This window comes from Kosakonia sp. LAM2021, assembly GCF_016620385.1.
Taxonomy (GTDB): Bacteria; Pseudomonadota; Gammaproteobacteria; order Enterobacterales; family Enterobacteriaceae; genus Kosakonia; species Kosakonia sacchari.
In genome coordinates this window covers 59306-77670 of the sequence record NZ_JAENHT010000009.1, presented here as the reverse complement: position 1 = coordinate 77670, position 18365 = coordinate 59306, and the positions used below count along the sequence as shown (strand labels likewise).

At 53.0% G+C, this 18365-nt stretch carries 21 protein-coding genes and 1 pseudogene; 15 read left to right on the top strand and 7 right to left on the bottom strand.

Going from position 1 to position 18365, the window contains the following annotated elements:
* Window positions 1-28: 28 nt before the first annotated feature.
* Window positions 29-565 carry a dihydrofolate reductase family protein gene (locus JKP81_RS18005; protein WP_200552794.1) on the bottom strand — a complete coding sequence of 179 codons (537 nt, stop codon included), beginning with the start codon at window positions 563-565 and terminating at the stop codon, window positions 29-31.
* A 605-nt stretch (window positions 566-1170) separates the two neighbouring features.
* On the opposite strand from JKP81_RS18005, the gene JKP81_RS18000 reads away from it, so the two are divergent.
* Window positions 1171-2088: an NADP-dependent oxidoreductase gene (locus JKP81_RS18000; protein ID WP_200552900.1), complete on the top strand. Its 918-nt coding sequence runs from the start codon at window positions 1171-1173 to the stop codon at window positions 2086-2088.
* A gap of 243 nt (window positions 2089-2331) precedes the next feature.
* On the opposite strand, the gene mmuM is transcribed toward JKP81_RS18000, so the two are convergent.
* The 3 genes from mmuM to JKP81_RS17985 all read right to left on the bottom strand — a co-directional run bounded on the left by mmuM (window position 2332) and on the right by JKP81_RS17985 (window position 5767).
* Complete coding sequence (mmuM, locus tag JKP81_RS17995) at window positions 2332-3264, bottom strand: homocysteine S-methyltransferase (RefSeq protein ID WP_200552793.1); 933 nt, start codon at window positions 3262-3264, stop codon at window positions 2332-2334.
* Window positions 3251-4651: an S-methylmethionine permease gene (mmuP, locus tag JKP81_RS17990; protein ID WP_200552792.1), complete on the bottom strand. Its 1401-nt coding sequence runs from the start codon at window positions 4649-4651 to the stop codon at window positions 3251-3253. Before mmuP ends, mmuM begins: the two co-directional genes overlap by 14 nt.
* A 363-nt stretch (window positions 4652-5014) precedes the next feature.
* Window positions 5015-5767 carry an IclR family transcriptional regulator gene (locus JKP81_RS17985; protein ID WP_200552791.1) on the bottom strand — a complete coding sequence of 251 codons (753 nt, stop codon included), beginning with the start codon at window positions 5765-5767 and terminating at the stop codon, window positions 5015-5017.
* A 404-nt stretch (window positions 5768-6171) separates the two neighbouring features.
* Between JKP81_RS17985 and JKP81_RS17980 the strand changes: the two genes are divergently transcribed.
* The 6 genes from JKP81_RS17980 (at window position 6172) to JKP81_RS17955 (ending at window position 11053) form a co-directional block, all read left to right on the top strand.
* Window positions 6172-6564 carry a RidA family protein gene (locus tag JKP81_RS17980; RefSeq protein ID WP_200552790.1) on the top strand — a complete coding sequence of 131 codons (393 nt, stop codon included), beginning with the start codon at window positions 6172-6174 and terminating at the stop codon, window positions 6562-6564.
* Window positions 6565-6764: 200 nt separating this feature from the next.
* Window positions 6765-7604 carry a transporter substrate-binding domain-containing protein gene (locus JKP81_RS17975; protein WP_200552789.1) on the top strand — a complete coding sequence of 280 codons (840 nt, stop codon included), beginning with the start codon at window positions 6765-6767 and terminating at the stop codon, window positions 7602-7604.
* Window positions 7605-7657: 53 nt separating this feature from the next.
* The gene (locus JKP81_RS17970; protein ID WP_200552788.1) at window positions 7658-8395 is read left to right on the top strand and encodes an amino acid ABC transporter permease; all 738 of its coding nucleotides are present in this window, start codon (window positions 7658-7660) and stop codon (window positions 8393-8395) included.
* Complete coding sequence (locus tag JKP81_RS17965; RefSeq protein WP_200552787.1) at window positions 8392-9036, top strand: amino acid ABC transporter permease; 645 nt, start codon at window positions 8392-8394, stop codon at window positions 9034-9036. The genes JKP81_RS17970 and JKP81_RS17965 overlap by 4 nt, the downstream gene beginning before the upstream one ends.
* Complete coding sequence (locus JKP81_RS17960) at window positions 9033-9770, top strand: amino acid ABC transporter ATP-binding protein (RefSeq protein ID WP_200552786.1); 738 nt, start codon at window positions 9033-9035, stop codon at window positions 9768-9770. Before JKP81_RS17965 ends, JKP81_RS17960 begins: the two co-directional genes overlap by 4 nt.
* A gap of 11 nt (window positions 9771-9781) precedes the next feature.
* Complete coding sequence (locus JKP81_RS17955) at window positions 9782-11053, top strand: alanine racemase (RefSeq protein WP_200552785.1); 1272 nt, start codon at window positions 9782-9784, stop codon at window positions 11051-11053.
* A gap of 108 nt (window positions 11054-11161) precedes the next feature.
* On the opposite strand, the gene JKP81_RS17950 is transcribed toward JKP81_RS17955, so the two are convergent.
* Window positions 11162-12043, bottom strand: coding sequence for an AraC family transcriptional regulator (locus tag JKP81_RS17950; RefSeq protein WP_234455707.1), 882 nt, complete (start codon window positions 12041-12043; stop codon window positions 11162-11164).
* Between the two features lie 364 nt (window positions 12044-12407).
* On the opposite strand from JKP81_RS17950, the gene JKP81_RS17945 reads away from it, so the two are divergent.
* Together JKP81_RS17945 and JKP81_RS17940 are read left to right on the top strand one after the other, a co-directional pair.
* Window positions 12408-13154: an SDR family NAD(P)-dependent oxidoreductase gene (locus tag JKP81_RS17945; RefSeq protein WP_200552784.1), complete on the top strand. Its 747-nt coding sequence runs from the start codon at window positions 12408-12410 to the stop codon at window positions 13152-13154.
* Between the two features lie 13 nt (window positions 13155-13167).
* Window positions 13168-13881 carry an SDR family oxidoreductase gene (locus JKP81_RS17940; protein WP_200552783.1) on the top strand — a complete coding sequence of 238 codons (714 nt, stop codon included), beginning with the start codon at window positions 13168-13170 and terminating at the stop codon, window positions 13879-13881.
* A 96-nt stretch (window positions 13882-13977) separates the two neighbouring features.
* Here the strand turns inward: JKP81_RS17940 and JKP81_RS17935 are convergent, their stop codons facing one another.
* Window positions 13978-14379, bottom strand: coding sequence for a helix-turn-helix domain-containing protein (locus tag JKP81_RS17935; RefSeq protein ID WP_200552782.1), 402 nt, complete (start codon window positions 14377-14379; stop codon window positions 13978-13980).
* 99 nt (window positions 14380-14478) lie between these two features.
* On the opposite strand from JKP81_RS17935, the gene JKP81_RS17930 reads away from it, so the two are divergent.
* A complete protein-coding gene (locus tag JKP81_RS17930) occupies window positions 14479-15210 on the top strand; it encodes an SDR family NAD(P)-dependent oxidoreductase (RefSeq protein WP_200552781.1) in 732 nt (243 codons plus the stop codon).
* Here JKP81_RS17930 and JKP81_RS23650 read toward each other — a convergent pair.
* Window positions 15207-15443, bottom strand: a pseudogene (locus JKP81_RS23650) (LysR family transcriptional regulator); the annotation flags it as partial. The gene JKP81_RS17930 and the pseudogene JKP81_RS23650 sit on opposite strands and share 4 nt — an antisense overlap.
* Before the next feature lie 449 nt (window positions 15444-15892).
* Here JKP81_RS23650 and JKP81_RS17925 point away from each other — a divergent pair.
* The 5 genes from JKP81_RS17925 to JKP81_RS17905 all read left to right on the top strand — a co-directional run bounded on the left by JKP81_RS17925 (window position 15893) and on the right by JKP81_RS17905 (window position 18329).
* Window positions 15893-16393, top strand: a complete 501-nt coding sequence (locus tag JKP81_RS17925) for a DUF6622 family protein (RefSeq protein WP_200552780.1) — start codon at window positions 15893-15895, stop codon at window positions 16391-16393.
* A complete protein-coding gene (locus tag JKP81_RS17920; RefSeq protein WP_200552779.1) occupies window positions 16390-16596 on the top strand; it encodes a hypothetical protein in 207 nt (68 codons plus the stop codon). Before JKP81_RS17925 ends, JKP81_RS17920 begins: the two co-directional genes overlap by 4 nt.
* 201 nt (window positions 16597-16797) lie before the next feature.
* A complete protein-coding gene (locus JKP81_RS17915; protein ID WP_200552778.1) occupies window positions 16798-17229 on the top strand; it encodes an SRPBCC domain-containing protein in 432 nt (143 codons plus the stop codon).
* Window positions 17230-17348: 119 nt separating this feature from the next.
* Window positions 17349-17732 (top strand): Rid family hydrolase, encoded by a 384-nt coding sequence (locus JKP81_RS17910; protein ID WP_200552777.1) that lies wholly within the window; start codon window positions 17349-17351, stop codon window positions 17730-17732.
* 33 nt (window positions 17733-17765) lie between these two features.
* Window positions 17766-18329 (top strand): GNAT family N-acetyltransferase, encoded by a 564-nt coding sequence (locus tag JKP81_RS17905; protein ID WP_370568894.1) that lies wholly within the window; start codon window positions 17766-17768, stop codon window positions 18327-18329.
* Window positions 18330-18365 lie beyond the last annotated feature (36 nt).

Below are 18365 nucleotides of genomic sequence, written 5' to 3'. Positions count from 1 at the left end.
GGAGGTTGCCGCTACGTTGATATGCGGTTTATGACGTCAGCCGATAGTGCGACTGCACCAGACCCGAAGGGAAGCTGCGGCTTGATAACAGAGTCAAATCTATATCCTCATTCAGGGCTCCGAACAACGGTATTCCCGAACCAAGCAGGACAGGAACGGTCGTGATAACGATATCGGCAACCAGACCTGCGCGCAGGAACGACTGTATTACTTGCCCGCCATCGATATAGACGCGATGCACGTTCTGCACCGCCAGGTCAGCAAGCACCTCCCCAGGCGTGCGGCATGAGAACTGGACTTTGCCCTTCAGCTTCTCGGGCACGGGAGTATCGGCTAGCTGTCGGGAGAGCACCAACACGGGTCGATCATAAGGCCATTCGTCAAAGGTCAGCACCTTCTCATAGCTGCCTCGCCCCATAACGATCCAATCTTTGTCCGCGATGAATGCTGCATAACCATGATCTTCTGTCGGGTCATCGCGCTGCAATAACCAGTCGATATCGCCATCCTGTCGGGCGATATAACCATCAAGACTGACCGCGATAAAAACATGTGTGGTGACCATCAGGTGCTCCGTATTCAGGTTGCATATATCCCGTTGAGTTTAGGCATGTTAGCGATATTGACCTGCTCCCTGTGGAAAAACGTAGCATGAGAGCAGCAACGTCCCCATTATGGTTAAGGTAAAAAATCGTGTGGTGTTGAATTCAGGATGGAGCGAAAAGCCGTGATCTGCTCCCCATAAAGTAACCTATCGCCATCTTATCAACGTCCAATCCAGGCACCCCACAACCGATCAAGGGGCTGGCATGTCGCCAGTCAGTATTTTTATCAGTGACGCCCCGACTGACGACGTAAAAAGACAATCGCCAGGGCACTATTGACAGCGTATTTCAGCCTGAGTAGGCTCACCGGCACGTCGCGAAAAACGATCATTTCTGCTGCTGAACCGATCGCGTACACGTCGATTCTGTTTCCCTACAGTTTGACCAGCGTCTTCGAAATCAACCGCGTTGCCGCCATGAAATGGCGAAAACGCTTATCGCTACCCGTCGGTAGCGGCATGATAAACGGAGCGTACCTATGCCAAACTCAACTTCTTACCCGCATTTATCTGTCAGTACCCTTCCTGCTTTTTCTCATCCTTCGTGCTTAAACGGTAGTAACACGATGAAGGCGATCCGTTATCACGCTTTCGGTGGGCCTGATGAATTACGCGTTGATGAAATTCCTGTTCCTCACGCTGGACCTGGGGAGGTTCGTATTGCGGTGCATTGTGCCGGGGTGAATCCATCGGACTGGAAACGCAGAGAGGGCCAGTATCAGGCATTCGAGGATGTGGTATTTCCATTCACGGTGGGCGTGGAAGCCAGCGGCATTGTTGATGAAATTGGCGATGGCGTTTCCGGCGTTGCCATCGGCGATGCAGTATTTGGTTTTGGCGACGGCACCGTCGCTGAGAAAGCCATCCTCACACACTGGGCAGCTAAACCCGTTGCAGTATCTTTTGAGGTAGCAGCAGGCTTACCCGTGATTGTTGATACGGCCAGCCGTGCTCTTGATGAAGTAAATATCGAAACGGGGCAGACGCTGCTGGTTAGCGGAGCGGCGGGCGGTGTAGGAACGGCTATCGTCCAACTCGCCTGCCTGCGCGGCATTACCGTTATTGGTTCAGCCAGTTCCCCTAAACATGGCTATCTGGGCTCATTAGGCGCCATTGCGACGACTTACGGCCCCGGTTTACAGGAACGAATAGCTCATTTAGCGCCGATGGGCGTCGATGCTGCCATTGACGTTGCGGGTTCAGGGGTCATACCTGAATTAATTTCCATCGTGGGAAATCCCGCTCGCGTACTTTCCGTTGCGGATTTTTCTGCAGAGCACTATGGCGCGAAATTTTCCCACGGCCCGCCTGAAAAACCGGAACTTGCCCTCGCAAAAATTGCCCGTCTCTGCGCCGATGGCTTGTTTAGACTTCATATTGAAGGCGTATATCCATTGCACCAGACTGCCGATGCACATCGGGTAAGCGCAGAAGGCCACGTAACCGGCAAACTTGTCATCAAAATTGGCTGCAAAATTGGCTGATGGTGCAGCTTGCCAGAAGCAATCGGGTTACCCGTCACGTCTCGCGCTTCAATCCGGGTGCAGCCTCGGTGCCTTCAGTCATGCAATGCACAGTCATCAGGTTGAGGTTATCGGTTGTTGGACACGGACAAATTTTTCGCCAGCCATCGATAACGCAAAGAACGATTTATCTTCATGCCAGCCGGATGACAGGCAGCGTGGGCCACAATTTCCGGCCCACGAGCCCTGCGAGTTTCCTCGCCGTTAACGGTGTTCGCTCAGTGCGGCAATATCCTGTGGGGTAGTACGGCAGCATCCGCCAATAATTCTCGCTCCTGCCGCTAACCACTGGGGCAAATATGCCGCTAAGGATCCGCAGCTCTCGCCGTGTGTATGCCACGCCTTGGTGACGGCGTCATACGTTTCACCAGAGTTAGGATAGACAACCAGCGGCAGCGCGCTGAGGCTTTGCAGATGTTTGAGGGCGGCGGTGGTTTTACTCAGCGCAATACAGTTAATCCCCAGCGCAACGATTTGTGTACAGCCAGACAGCGCGTCGACCACCTGGGCCAGCGGAGTGCCATCGCTCAAGTGCTTGTCGTCACGTAAGGTAAAGGAGAACCACGCCTGCGCATGCGGGTAGTCAGATAAGAGATCGGCCAGCGCTGTGATTTCGGCAAAAGAAGGTAACGTTTCACAGGCCAGCAGATCGACACCGGCATTGAGCAACGCGTCAATTCGCGGGCGATGAAATGCCTGAAACGCCTCGCGGCTGCACACGTAGTCGCCGCGATACTCCGAGCCATCTGCCAGATAAGCACCGTATGGCCCAACAGAGCCCGCCACCAACAGCGGACCGGCATTGGGGTTTTCTGAGCGATAAATGTCACTCGCCTCTTTTGCCAGTTTCACACTCTGTTCAATCAGCGCTTTCGACTGCGCCTCAGTCAGCCCGCGCGCCGCAAAACCAGCGGGCGTGGCCTGATAACTGGCGGTAATGGCTATCTGTGCGCCCGCGCGGAAGTAATCCAGATGCACATCCCGAATACGCTGCGGATTTTCCATTAACACTTTGGCGGACCAGAGATTATCGACAAGGCTGCATCCGCGCGCTTCAAGCTCGGTGGCCAGTGCGCCATCCAGCACGGCAAAGGGATGATGTTCAAGCAGCGTGGCAAGGGAATTACTCTGCGGCATAGTCAGCCTCCTTCAATTTTGTTTTCCGGGTGAGAAAATAGGCACCGTAGCAAAAGGCGACAAACGGCAAACCACAATAGAGCGCAATGCGCTGATCCGCATCGAACGCCAGCCCGATGCAGGCCAGCAGACACAGCACGAATCCAAGTACCGGCACCAGCGGATACCAGGGGGCACGGTATTTCAATGCCGCAGATGGCTTGCCCGACTGCAAGTGGCGGCGACGAAAGACAAAGTGGGCTGCACAGATGCTGAGCCAGACAGCGACAACGGCAAAGCCAGAAATGGCACTGAGCGCAACGAAAACAGTATCAGGGGCAATCACGCTGGATAACAGCGCCAGCAGACCGCCAAGCATAGAGACAGACAGCGCTGTCAACGGCACGCCATTTTTGTTGACGCGGGCAAAACAGCCCGGCAACGTTTTTTCGTTTGCCAGCGACCATAACATACGGCCCGACGCATAGAGCCCGGAATTCGCCGCGGAAAGGATAGCGGTCAGGATGACGAAGTTAAAAATATCTGCCGCATATGGAATGCCTATTTTTTCAAAGACCAGCACAAACGGGCTCTTCTCCACCCCTGCCACATTCGCCGGAACCAGCGCGGCAAGGACAAAAACGGTGCCGATAAAAAACAGGATCAAGCGGGCAATCGTCGCGCGGATCGCGACCGGGATAGCCTGGTGTGGATTTTCCGTTTCACCCGCCGCGATACCGATAAGCTCCGTACCGGAAAAAGCAAAATTGACCGCCACCATGGTCATCAGAATGGGCAAACCACCGTGTGGGAACCAGCCTTCGCGGGTGAGGTTAGAAAGCCCTGGCGACGGTGAACCATCCTTCATGGTGATAAAGCCGAAAATCACCCCGCAGCCCAGGATGATAAAGACGAGAATGGTCGCGACTTTAACCAGCGAAAACCAGAACTCCCCTTCGGCAAAGAAGCGCGTTGAAATCGCGTTAAGACAAAAAATCACCGCACAAAACAGGGCACTCCATATCCAGACTGGAACGTGCGGGAACCAGTACTGCATACAAAACCCGGCGGCGGTAAAGCTTGAACCCAGTGCAACTGTCCAGGTGAGCCAGTAGAGCCATGCCACGGTATACCCGGTCGCCGGACCAATATAGCGCGCCGCATAGACATGAAAAGCGCCTGTTACCGGTATCGCCACGGAAAGCTCGCCAAGGCACTGCATCACCAGCCAGACGACCAGCGCCCCAATCAAATACGCCAGCAAAGTCCCTGCCGCACCGGTGGTAGAGATGATGTATCCGGTATTAAAAAATAACCCTGTGCCAATAACGCCGCCCAATGACAGCATAATCAAATGGCGGGTTTTCATGGTGCGCTTAAGCTCGCCATTTTCTTGTTGTGTCTGCATATCACCTTCTAAACGTATAGATGTCTAAATGTCCGTACTGGGGGTTCTTTATATCGTTATTATCACCAAAAGGCCAGCATCAGGCTGGCATCCGGGCTGAGACACGCAGAAGCAAAGGGCGTACAGCGATCGGGAAAGTGGTTTTGTTAGCGCACCGTAGAGAGGAGATAAGCTAAGCATGTCGCGCGTCTGGATGCCCCTGCCGTTGAACTGAAAATGTCTGTGGCTGTGGGAATGGGGCGTTCTGCGGGGCCTACACCAGCGGGCTTTGCAGCGCAACGACGCGAGCGATACAACCTTGCCCTCTCTGGTGTAACCCGGCGAGCCGGAAAGCCATTATTTCCCCTCACAGGAAATAGAGGCTCAGGTGAAATCCGATAATTTTTGCCCGGAAACGATCAGCTCTTTGAGCAACATTTGACGGCGCTCTTCTGGCGTATCGCGACTCACCATAAAGCAGATTGCAGCGACCGCCTGCCCGCTTCGGGAACGAATCGGTGCGGCCATGCAGCAGGTAAAACTCTCTGATAAGCCTTCCGTCAGGCAATATCCCTGCTGTCCGGCACGATGTATATCTTCAAGGAATGCCTGTTTGTCGAGGATCTGCCCGTTCGCCAGACGGTAATCCTCTTCGGGGATAAGATCGAGAATGGCACTGTCCGACCAGTTACTGAGCAGCAGGCGACCGGTGGCAGTCCAGGGAATCGGTACCCGCACCCCGACATCAGAGGTGATTTTGAAAGGATGGGCATTACTTTCCGACAGTACAACGGTGTACTTATTCCCTTCCAGCATACAGAGCTGCACCGTCTCGCCATGGCGGGCCACAATCTCAACCATCAACTGATGTGAGCGGCGGATAAGATCGTTATGCGCCATGTAATCCGCACCGTAATAGTGCATTTCACGGCCGAAGAACACCGCACCGTCGGCATCCAGTTCAAGCAACCCGGCTTCACTCAGCAGGTTGACGAGCTCATATATGCTGGAGCGCGGCGCGCCGGTGGCGTCGATCAAATCGCGCATCGCCATGGGCTGACGAGCGATATGCAACTGGCGAAAAATGTCGATAACCCGGTCAACACCGCGCGCTCGCGATGACTTCTCATCCGGCATAAGCAAATTCTCCTGATGCAGTCGGGCGGTCGCGCCAGACAGTTAAAAAGAAAAGCATCATACACCCGGCGGCGTCGTTAACCCATCCCCGTTAATTAAAATTCCGGTACCAGCGTTTATATTTTTCTGTTCTATTTTGGGGCCTCATTTTAGCGCATGAGATGAAGGTTATTTTTTTAAATAACGACAGCGGTAACATTTCCAGCCAGGAATTACCTTAATTACTTTTTTATTTTGCGATCGCGACGACATCACGAGAAATTAAATTCCTCGCGATATATTGCAAAAGCAAAAAACCTGTGCAAATCTTGCTCTATCCGATATTGCAGATAGCAATCTGATATACCAGACAACAATCACCCGCTACTGACGGGTATTCTCAGAACAGAAAGGAGCAGCGTTGCATGACGATTAAGCGTTATGGCATTGAAGGCGGCACCGGTACAGGTGGGCAGAAACTGCCGTTCGCACGGGCAGTTGAGGCCGATGGCTGGCTGTATATCTCCGGCCAGACACCGATGCGCGAGGGCGAAGTAGTGGAAGGCGGTATCATCGAACAGACGCAACTGGCGTTCGATAACTGTCTCGCCATCATGCGGGAAGCAGGCTATCGCGTGGAAGATGTGGTGCACGTCACGGCGGTATTAACCGATGCGCGCTATTTCAGTTCATTTAACAAAGTATTCAGAGAGATATTTAGTGATAATCCGCCAGCGCGTATTTGTAGCGTGCAGGATTTAGTGGTCGACTGCAAAGTGGAAGTGGATATGAAATGTTTCCGCGCTGACCGCAAATAATTAAAACCGTTAAAACAGGCTGCGCGTTTTTATTTTTTCTTCGCCAACACCAGGGCTGCCTGTTATTAATTGATGCTTTTGCTTTTTCACTGGAATATCCCGAAATAATCGGCGCTGCCGCTGCGCGGGCGATCGCCTGGCTTATTACGGGTGACACGGTATTACACCGTCTCGTCAAACATTAAAAGAGAGCATAAAAAATGAATGCAACGACATCGCTGAAATTAAGTGCCACAGCACTGGCCGGCGCGCTGGTATTGCTGACTGTGGCGGGCTGTACGCCGACCGAAGAGAAAAAAGAAGCCGGTGCGGCGCCGCAGTCTGCACTGCAAACCGTCCTGCAGCGCGGCACACTGCGCGTGGGCGACTGCCTGAGCTTTGCCCCGTTTGGTTTTTACGATAAAGATGGCAATCCGGATGGTTATGATGTCGATCTGGCCAAAGCGCTGGCGAAAGAGATGGGCGTCAAACTGGAGATGGTCAACACCACCAGCGCCAACCGCATCCCTAACCTGCAAACCAATAAAGTCGACGTGGTGTTCTGTAACTTCACCCGCAATCTGGAACGCGCCAAAGAGATCGGTTTCACCAACCCGTATGTCGTAGCGAGTGAAGCCATGCTGGTGCGCAAAAACAGCGGCATTCAGTCCGCACATGACATGGCCGGAAAAACCATCGCCACGGTGAAAGGCTCCACCAACGGTGACGAAGTACGCAACCTTGGCATCGACGTGAAAATTCAGGAGTACGACTCATCTCAGGCGGCGATTCTGGCGGTGAAGCAGGGACAAGCTGATGCGATGATCGAAGATAACAACTTCCTCGCCTATCAGGCGAAACTCGATCCGTCGCTGACCGTAACCAACGAAGCGCTGGTGCCGCTGGAGTACAACGCCTTCGGTGTGAAACAGGGTGATCAGGTATGGACCAACTACCTGAACGAATTCCTTTTTGAAATCAACGCATCCGGTGAAAACGCACAGTTGTATGAGAAATGGTTCGGCAGTAAACCGCGCTACCCGTTGAATCCGCAATACTGATTGTTCGCCCGCGGTGCAGCAGCCAATGCTGCACCGCCTGAAGGAGTCACACCATGAGTTATCAATGGCTAACCCTGTGGCGCTACGCCGACACTTTTCTGGACGCCGCCTGGCTAACGCTACAGGTTACGCTGCTGGCGTTTATCCTGGCAGTGGCTCTCGGGCTGCTGGCCGCGCTGGCGAAATCCTCGCCGCTGGCGCCGGTACGCTGGCTCAGCCACTGTTACGTCGAGTTCATCCGCAATACCCCGGTGCTGTTGCAAATTTTCATTATCTTTTTTGGTCTGCCGTCGGTGGGTATCACCATGAGCGCCTTTACCGCAGGCGTGCTGGCGCTGGGGATTAACGTGGGCGCTTATCTGTCGGAAACCTTCCGCGCCGGCATTCAGTCGGTCGCGAAGGGGCAGCTGGAAGCGGCGTATATTCTCGGTATTCCGCGCCGACAGATCTTTCTCAGCGTGGTGTTGCCGCAGGCGGCGCGTGCGGTGTGGCCTGCCATTATCAATAACCTGATTCAGCTACTGCTCGGCACCTCACTGCTCTCCGCCATCGCGCTGCCGGAACTGACCGGCACTGCAACGGTGATCAATGCGCGCACCCTGCTCTACATCCAGACCTTCAGTATTGTCGCACTGGTCTATCTGCTGCTGAGCAACCTGTTTTCATGGCTTGGCAGCATGGCAGGACGCCGGATGTTCCATCCGCCGCTGGTGACGCCGGTAAAAAAGCCCGGCTGGCAGTGGGCAAAAAAATGGCTGATTAACCCAGCGAAACGGGAGAATGCCCTATGAGCGAACTTATCATCAACTCGCTGCCAATCCTGCTGAAAGGCCTGGTGATCACGTTACTGCTCTCCATCGCCGCTATCGTCGGCAGTACGCTGCTCGGTTTACTGGCAGCGGTGTTACGCACCAGCCGTTTGCCGGTCGCTAAACAGATCGCCGTGTTTTACACCGAGCTGTTTCGCGGTACGCCGGTACTGATCACGCTGATGTTTATCTATTTCGGCGTGGCGTACTTCGGCTATGAAATCAATCTGTTCGCCGCTGGTATCCTCGGACTGAGCATTTATCAGGGCGCTTACATTGCCGAAGTATTCCGCGCCGGGATTGAAGCTGTCCCCAAAGGCCAGTGGGAAGTGTCGTGGATCCTTGGCCTGTCAAAACGCCAGACGTTTGTTAGCGTGATCCTGCCGCAGACGCGCGGCATCGTACTGCCGCCGCTGGTGGGGCAGTATCTTTCACTGATTAAAGATACGTCGATTGTCAGCATGATCGGCATGTCGGAATTGATGCACCAGGGCCAGGCCATTGTCGATCGCATCGGTCAGCCGGTGGTGATTTACGGCCTGGTGGCCCTGCTCTACTTCGTTGTCTGCTTTCCGCTTTCCCGTTGGGTTCAACATCATCAAACCAGGAGCCAGTTATCATGAGCAAATCCGCCATTACGCTGAGCCGGATCACCAAATCCTTTGGCTCAACCCAGGTACTGAAAGAGATAAGCCTTGATGTGTCGCCCGGCGAAGTGCTGGTGCTGATTGGCGCATCCGGTTCCGGCAAAAGCACGGTATTACGCATTATGAGCGGGCTGGAAACCGCCGATGGCGGGGAAATCTGGGTAAATGAAGTACCGCTGCACGACCGCAAACGCAGCCGCGAGATCTGCGGCCACGTCGGCATGGTGTTTCAGCAGTTCAATCTGTTTCCCCATAAAACTGCGCTCGGTAACGTGACGCTGGCGTTAATTAAAGCGCAGAAATTGTCCGAAGCCGAAGCCAATAAACGCGGTATGGCGGCTCTGAGCCGTGTCGGGCTGGCCGAGCGCGCGCACCATTATCCGGCTCAGCTATCCGGCGGTCAGCAGCAGCGTGTGGCGATTGCCCGCGCGCTGGCGGTGGAGCCGAAAATTATGTTTTTCGATGAAGCGACGTCCGCGCTCGATCCCGAACTGGTTGGCGAAGTGATGGAGGTGATGCGCAGCCTCGCGCGTGAAGGTATGACCATGGTGGTGGTGACCCACGAAATGGGTTTTGCGCGTAAAACCGCTGACCGCGTGGTGTTTATGGATCAGGGCGTGATCGCCGAGCAGGGTTCGCCGGAGCAGATCTTCGTCAATCCGCAGAATCCACGCACCCAGCAGTTCTTATCGCGTGTGCTTGAGCACTAACAGGAGGCATGATGTCGATTCACTTTCCCTTACAGGCGGACGGCGCGCTGGATGCGCTGCAACCTGCGCCGCGTTTCAAATCAGTCGCCGGCTCCGGTAATCAGCCGCTGGCTAACGGCACCCCGGTCTTTAACAGCCCGGACGTGTTTTCCCCACTGATGTTGATGAAGCAATCCGCGCTGGAGAATAACCTGCGTCAGCTGGCTGCGTTTTGTCGTGAGCAAGGCGTAATGCTGGCGGCACACGGCAAAACCTCAATGTCTGCGGCAATACTGCGCCGCGCCATCACGGAAGGCGGTGCCTGGGGATTGAGCGCCGCAACCCCTGCGCAGGTTCGCGCGTTGCGCCAGTTCGGCATTCGTAACGTCTTCCTCGCCAATGAACTGGTCGATCCCGCTGGCATTCGCTGGATAGGCGAATGGCAACAGCAGCATCCCGACCATAGTTTCCTGTGTTACGTCGATTCGCTGCAGGGTGTTCGTCTGCTGGAGCAACATCTCGGCGGGAGCCGCATTGCAGTCCTGCTGGAAATGTCGGTCAGCGGCGGGCGCACCGGCTGCCGTTCATCCGCTGAAGCCCTGGAGATTGCCGCCGCGATTGCCGCCAGCCCTGCCCTGCAACTGGTCGGTGTCGCGGGTTATGAAGGTGCGCTCGGTGCCGGACGTGATGCTGCGGGCGTGCAGCGCGTCAAAGATTACTGCCAGATGCTGATTGCCACGGCGGCGCTGCTCGCCGAAAAACAGCTGTTTGCCAGCGAGCAGATTATCCTCAGTGCCGGTGGCGGCGCATGGTTCGACGTGGTGTCGGCGTGTTTCACCGCCGCGAACCTGCCACTGCCCATGACACCGCTGATTCGATCAGGCGCTTACATGGCGCACGACAGCGGCCTGTACGCGCGCATTGCGCCTTTTGCGCAGCCCGGTGCAACACATCATTTCACCGCCGCGCTAGAGATCTGGGGACGGGTATTGTCGCGCCCCGAACCGGGTCTGGCGTTTGTTGATTTCGGACGCCGCGATGTGCCGTTCGATCAGGATCTGCCCAATCCGCTGTGGGTGCGCAACGTTGATGGCAGCGCCCCGCGTGCAGCGTCTGGCATGCGTATCAGCGAGGTGAACGACCAGCATGCGTATTTGTTACTGCCGCAAGAGGATGCGTTAAAGCCCGGCGACTGGGTGGGCTGTGGTATTTCGCATCCCTGTACCGCATTCGATAAATGGCGGTATTTGCCGCTGGTAGATGATGATTACTGCGTCACAGATTCACTGGAAACCGCGTTCTGAGTGAAACATCGAATCGTAACGGCACGATGTGTCGCGCTGTTTTTACCTGTGCGACTGCACCGCGCTTATCCGTTCTTTAACTGCCACGACATTCCGGCCGGAAAGCAATTATTCCGGCCAGTACGATTCGGCTTTCACTTTTATTAAATGGCGTAAACGCTGAGCTTCCTTTTGCGGTGGACAACCAAAGAACCGGCTAAATTCTCTGCTAAATTGTGTCGGACTGAGGTAGCCAACCCTGAAAGAGGCTTCACTGGCCGTGACATTGCGCTTCACCATTAAAAAACGCGCCTGGTGCAGCCTGATGGAAATCAGATACTGTTTGGGTGTTGTGCCGGTGAATGCTCTGAAATGGCGATGAAAAGAGGGAGAACTCATGCCTGCGTCTTTAGCCAGCATCTCCACGTCAACAGGCTCCATAAATCGGGTATGCATGGTGCGAATAGCGCCAGCAATTTGCCTGAAATGCCCTTTTCCCGAGAGTGCCGCTCTGATGGAGGCTCCCTGCGTATCGATCAGGACGCGATAATAAAGTTCTTTCAGAATCCCCGGCCCCAGGATTCTGGCCTGCTCCTCATCAGAAAGCGCCCGCAGAAGGCGATACACCGTATCGGCCAGCTCTTCTCCCAACGGGCTGGAAAACATAATTCCCGCCTGCTCATTTCCGCTTACCTCGCTTTCCCCCATTTCAATCAATAATTCGGCAATTGTGGCGACATCCAGCGATATCGACATAGCCAGCAGCGGTTCTTGCTGGCTGGCAGTCGTCTGGCTGCTGAAAGGAACAGGCGCGGAGACCACCAGATAATGCCCGGGATCGTAGGTAAATTCCCGCCCACCCATCAGACCGGTTTTCTTGCCCTGCAGCACAATAACAATGCAGGGTTCATAAAGGACGGGCGTGTGGGGCATCGACGCATTGACCCGCAACAGTTTTATTGCCGTCATCCGGGTGCGCGAGTAGCCCTCATCAGGCGCAAGCGCCAGCAAAGCAGGGATCATTTTTCGCGTAAGGCTTGAGGTAAGTCCGGACACTGCGCCCCCGAATATACAAAAGGATAATTTTCTGAGCCTGCATGAGGTTATCAACCAAAATTCTGACAGAAAAAGATAATCTTTGTACAGAAACCTTCATTGTTGCATTGCGCTGCTTCTCATACTCTTTTTGCAGCAAACAAAGAGGAGAAGTGATGCAAGTTCATCCTGAATCAAGCTTATGACAGGAACGGGCCGGAAACGTCGTTTCGAGGCATCTCGCGACCATCTGTCGCACCGCTTTTCTCTCTCAACACTCATATCGGCTGATGAAAACGATGACGTTCAGGCGAGGCAATGCAAAATTTGAGGATTAAAAATGGCAGATTTTTTGGGATTAACGAACAAAGTGGCAATCGTCACGGGCGCCGCTGGGGATATTGGCAGATCCACCGTAAAACGTCTCGTCAGCCATAACGTGAAGGTGCTGGCGCTGGATATCGACCCGGCGGTTAATGCCCTGGCTCAGCGCAATCAGGTGGTGACGCAGATATGCGATGTCAGCCAGGAACAGGAAGTGATCAGCGCTGTCACTCTTGCTCAGGCGGAATTCGGCGGCGTGGACATTCTCATCAACAATGCGGGCAAGACCCTGAATAAGCTCGCTACCGACACATCCGTTGAAGAGTGGGACAGCATTATGACCATTAATGCCAGAGGGTATTTTCTCCTGAGCCGGGAAAGCCTGAAGGTGATGCAGCCCCGCCGGCAGGGCGCGATCGTTAATGTGGCGTCGGTGGTGAGCATGGTAGGTATGAAAGCCACGTCCGCTTATTCGGCCTCTAAAGGTGCCATCGCGCAACTGACGAAAGTACTGGCGCTGGAAGCGGCTGAGTATGACATTCGGGTTAATGCCGTCGCTCCTGGTGTCGTCGAAACAAATATTCTGACCGGCATAGTGGAAGACAGCCGCGCGACGCTTGCCAGCTACGGCCACGCGCATCCACTTGGGCGGGTGGCCCAGCCGGAAGAGATTGCTGAAGCCATTATCTGGCTTGCCTCGCCTAAAGCCAGCTTCGTGACGGGAACAGTATTAATGGCTGACGGCGGTTATACCGCACAGTAACAAGGAGCCAATGATGAAAAAGCAGAGCATTTTAATTGTCGGAGCCGAGAAAGGGCTGGGGCACGGGCTGACAGCAGCCTATCTGCAGCGGGGCTGGGACGTTTTCGCCACCCATTTACCGGATGCGAATATCTCCGCCCTGCTCACGCTGGCAGAGCGTTACCCTGGCAATCTGATGACCGGCGAGATGGATGTCACCAACAGCGCCCATATCGGGCCACTTATCGGCAGGCTCCGCGACCGGCAGTTTGACGTTATTTTTATGGCGGCCGGTATTTACGGTCCCTTGCATCAATCCGTGTTGCAGGCATCTGACGCCGAATTCCAGCAAATTATGCTGACCAATGCGTTTGGCCCTGCCCGCCTGGCCCGGCATCTCCTGTCGGTACTTAAACCCGCGGGAAGCCTGGTTTTCATGTCGTCGCACCGAGGCAGCATTGCCGGCAATACCGAACCGGGGATCGGTCTTGAGCTTTACCGGGCCAGTAAAGCGGCGCTGAATATGCTGGCGCGTTGTATTTATATGGATATCAGCCAGGGAGCACAGACAGTTCTATCCATTCATCCTGGCTGGGTGGCGACAGCGATGGGCACGCTGGATGGTACGGTGGAGGCGGAGATTGATGTAAAAACCAGCGTCAATGGCATGATCAGTGTGATTGAGCAACACCGAAACGCCAGAAGCCATCTCTTCCTCGATTATGAGAACAACAGCTGGCCCTGGTGATAACCAACAAAACTCTTTTATCGGGTTAACCCCGACCCCGGGAATAAACACCCGGGGTTAGCCTTTCGGCGTTATTCAGAGAGCCGGGCGCATTGCTCAGGCTTCAACCTGACTTTCGCATTTATTTTCATCCGTATGCGTTCGATCGTATTCAGCCTGCGCTACTGCAATGGCCGGACCAAACTCCTGCGCCCAATTCGCCAGCGCAATAAAAGGCTGCTGGAGTGACTGCGCCAGCGGCGTAATGGTGTATTCGACACTCACCGGATATGTGGACAAAACCTGGCGATTAATTAAACCGTTTCGCTCCAGCCGTTTCAGCGCATCGGCCAGCGCCTTGTGGGTAATTCCGTCCAGACGTCGGCGAAGTTCATTGAATCGGCAAGGTTCCGTACACAGTACGGTCAGAATTAATATCGACCATTTATTGGTGATGTGTTCTAACACCAGACGGGTATTTCTCTGGTCTATCAGGCAGTTATCGTGGTTTTCTTGCATAGCGATATAGTCACTTATAGTTGGTATAGCGAAAGTGCGTAATTGATATTAAGTATAGAATTTATATCATCTGCTTTCGACCTCAATCGGAGAAATCAGATGGGCAAAATAGAGAAAAAAGTCGCGGTGGTACTTGGTGGTGCAAAAGGAATTGGGCTGGCGATCAGCCAGCGTTTAGCCGCTGAGGGAGCCATAACCTGGTTCACTTCCCGACGGGAAGAAGAACTTGAGACAGCCAAAAGCAAAATATCAGGAACCGTGATGCCGCTGCAGGCTGATGTCAGTCAGAAGAACGAACTGAGCCGTATCATGCAGACGGTTTCAGAAAAATCAGGTCACATCGATATCCTGATAATCAATGCGGGAATATCGGAATACGCCCCGCTTGAAGAGGTAAGTGAGCAACATTTTGACCAGACGTTTGGCCTGAATGTTCGCTCCCCCGTCTTTGCCCTGCAGGCAGCATTGCCACTGATGAAACCCGGCAGCAGTGTCGTTCTCATCGGTTCTATTGCTGATGTTCTCGGCACACATGGTTATGGCGTCTACTCGGCCAGTAAAGCGGCGCTGCGCTCTTTCGCCCGCACCTGGACACGTGAACTTGCGACTCGCGGTATCCGTGTTAACGTTGTCGCGCCCGGCCCGATAGACACTGAAATGATGGCCGCAACGTCTGATGAAGTGCGTAAAAGCTTAACCAGCGCAATACCGCTCGGCAGAATGGGCCAACCTGAAGAGGTTGCAAACGCCGCATTTTTCCTCGCAAGTGACGAGAGTTGCTACATTGCCGGTGCAGAGATTTGCGTTGATGGCGGCATGACGCAGGTTTAAGCATGCATACGACGGCCATCCTGGGATGGCCGCTCAGAAGTTGCGGCAAGATCGGATAATGTCCGCTATCCAGTCTGCAAATGCGCGCACCGCGCGAGAAAGAAAGCGTTGATGTGGGTACTGCAAAGTAACCGGTACTGATGGCGGTTGCCTGTCTGCAAGCACCTCAATGAACCGTCCTTGAGATGCTCTGAGACAATGCGCTCAGCAAACTGCGCCAGCCTGAAACTTTCCTGCCGCTTACGCAGTCGCGCTGACAGGCATGAAACGCCTGAGCATGATTTATTACGTAATCGCTTTTGCCGCAAGTCTCGGGATCAGTGGCGTCGTCAAAGCATGATGATGCGTTGTTTAAAGCGGAATCAGCGAAATTTGCCGGTTTACCAGAAAGCCGGTTCACTGCGTACACAACGTAACGGCCCTGCTTACTGCATGCTGGCAGAACTGAACCGGCTGGTCTTTAATGCCGCAGGCCTGGCTTGTCATGTCCCGGATCCGGCCTGTGTCACTGACGTGTCACCTTGCCGTCATGCCGATGTCGTGTGCGGTGCCAGCCTGATATGTAAGTCTCATCGCAGGCATTGCAGTGGACGTTAACAGCGATAAGTGTCGCTGAAAAATTAGGGTGTGACGGTTCACCGGTGCTGAAGAAAAAGATTCACTTTCGTAATCGGGACAAATTATGAATATGGCACACTTTTTAAGAGCAACACCCGTATGGGTATGGATATTGCTGGCCTTTTTACTACGTCGCGGTTTTGCTGCGCTTTATGACCGGAAGATGGCAATCGGACGATTGTTTTTACTCCCGGTACTTTTTCTTGCTTGGGGAGCGTATGGCGTTATCACCGAGACGGAACGGGTTGGAGTAAGCCTTACAATGATGACCGCCGGGCTGTTTGCAGGCACCGCACTCGGATACCGATTATGGCGCTCACAGCCACCGCTGAGAAATACAGACACTCCAGGCATGATTATCAGAGCCGGGACACCGCTGACTCTGGGATTGATTGTGATTGCTTTTAGTATAAAGTTTGCCCTGACCTCGGCCCTTTATCTGCAGCCTGGATTAAGGTCAGCCATCAGCTTTTGCATGTTGTTTGGCGGGGTGACGGGGCTTGTTGACGGCCTATTCTGGGGGGGAACCCTGAGACTTTACCTCCCCTGGTACAGTAAAAGATGATTAATGCACGTCGCTCGTTATTGAAATCCACCCGACTCGCAGAATCAACGATGCTGTTCCTTGCCCTGCTGATATTCTTGGCCAGGCTGGCCCCGGCCAGCATCCCGGTAAGTGGACAGGCTGCTTTTTTCTCCGTGAGCGTCAAAGCCGATAATACAAACTATCTGACAGGCGGCTTTTCGCGAGAGGCGGACGTTTTTTAACCATCCAAATTAGCGTTTAAAGCGCTACAGGCATCACATCTCAAAGCCCTTTCCCTGGTCTGCTGGCGAATAATTATGTGTTGAGATGCCTGCGCGAGATTGACTCTCCCTGAACGAAAAATGAGGTTTGGCATTTTTGCCGTTACGCCATTATAAGTACACATTCACGATGCCCACTTATCCTATCTGATGAGCAAATTTATGAATGAAGACAACGCCTGGAGCAAGCGCTATACGCTCACTGTCAGAAGCACACCAAAAGCAATATGGCAGGCCTTTGTCGACACCGATAACTGGAAGCGATGGAACCCTGGCGTTAAGTCAATCGCTATCGAAGGGCCATTTCATACGGGAACATGGTTCACGATGGCGTTACCTGAAGGAGAGGTTGTCCGTAGTCAACTTACCGAAGTTTCTGAAGAAAAATATTTCATTGATGAGACCTGGGTGGATGAAACACGGGTCAACGTAGAACATCGTATCGAGGCATCCGGCTCCGATGAAAGTATAGTGATTTATGCGATCAGCACCCAGGGTCCCCAGGCTAAGGCTTTCGGAGAGGGGATCAGCGCAGATTTCCCGGAAGTGATGGCGGGATTGGCTAAATACCTTGCCGAAACAGATTCAATGTGAATGACATCTAAAATTGCCAGCTTTGTCGGAGGGTTGGATGATAATCCTGACGGAATTGCCACAGAGCATAACGGTTTGTACATGCTGGCATTTATTAAGTCATCAATTTGAGAAAAATTATGAAAAAATCGATAGTTCCTGAAGAATTTCAGCATTATTTCGATGACTGGCACTTCTCCCCGGTCATCGAAGCTGATGGCACAGTGTATCTCTCAGGCGTTACCGCGGCACGCAAGGACAAACCGATAAGTAAGCATCCTGAAGAACAATTCCACGATGCCTTTTATAAGCTGGGTATTTATTTAAACGCCGCCGGTTTGGGCTATGAAAATATACTTGAAATGACCACTTTTCATATTGATCTTAAAAAACATATAGACGTTTTTTCTAAAGTAAAAGATGAGTATATAAAGGCGCCGTACCCGGCATGGTCTGCTATTGGTGTAGCAGAATTCATTCCTGAAAACGCACTTGTGGAAATGCGAATTGTGGCTAAAAGGTAATTTCTGCATGTCATATTTTATGAGGGCTTCACTGTGAGTGCTAAATTAATTGAGCCTTTGATGTCCGATTTATATATCCTGGAGCCATTAGATAAATCTCATGCTAACGAAATGTATGCAGGATTATGTTCTATTGACGATTATAAGTTTATACCGACCAACCCACCGGCAAACATGGATGAGTTGACAGCGCGTTATGAGAGAATATCTCTGCGTTACTCACCGGATAAGAGCCAAATTTGGCTAAACTGGGTGATTATACATCGTAACTCTGGCGCGTATCTTGGATATGTCCAGTCGACCATTATGGTTGATAAAGGCTGGGCATATATTGCTTATCATGTGTTTGGGATGTATCAAAAAAGAGGGGTGGCGAAACAGTGTGTGCGTATGGTAATAGATTTTTTATTTAATAATTATAAGTTATCTCATGTCGACGCATTGATTGATTCTCGTAATCTGGCATCAATTGGTGTAGTGGAATCGTTGAAACTCAAAAAAATTAATGAGCTGAAAGATGCGGATTTCTTTAAAGGATCAACAAGCAATGAATTGCATTACAGAGTTTTTAATAATGAATGGACACCGAAAGCGTGAGTTTATAACGATAAATTACAGGAGCTATGAAAGTTG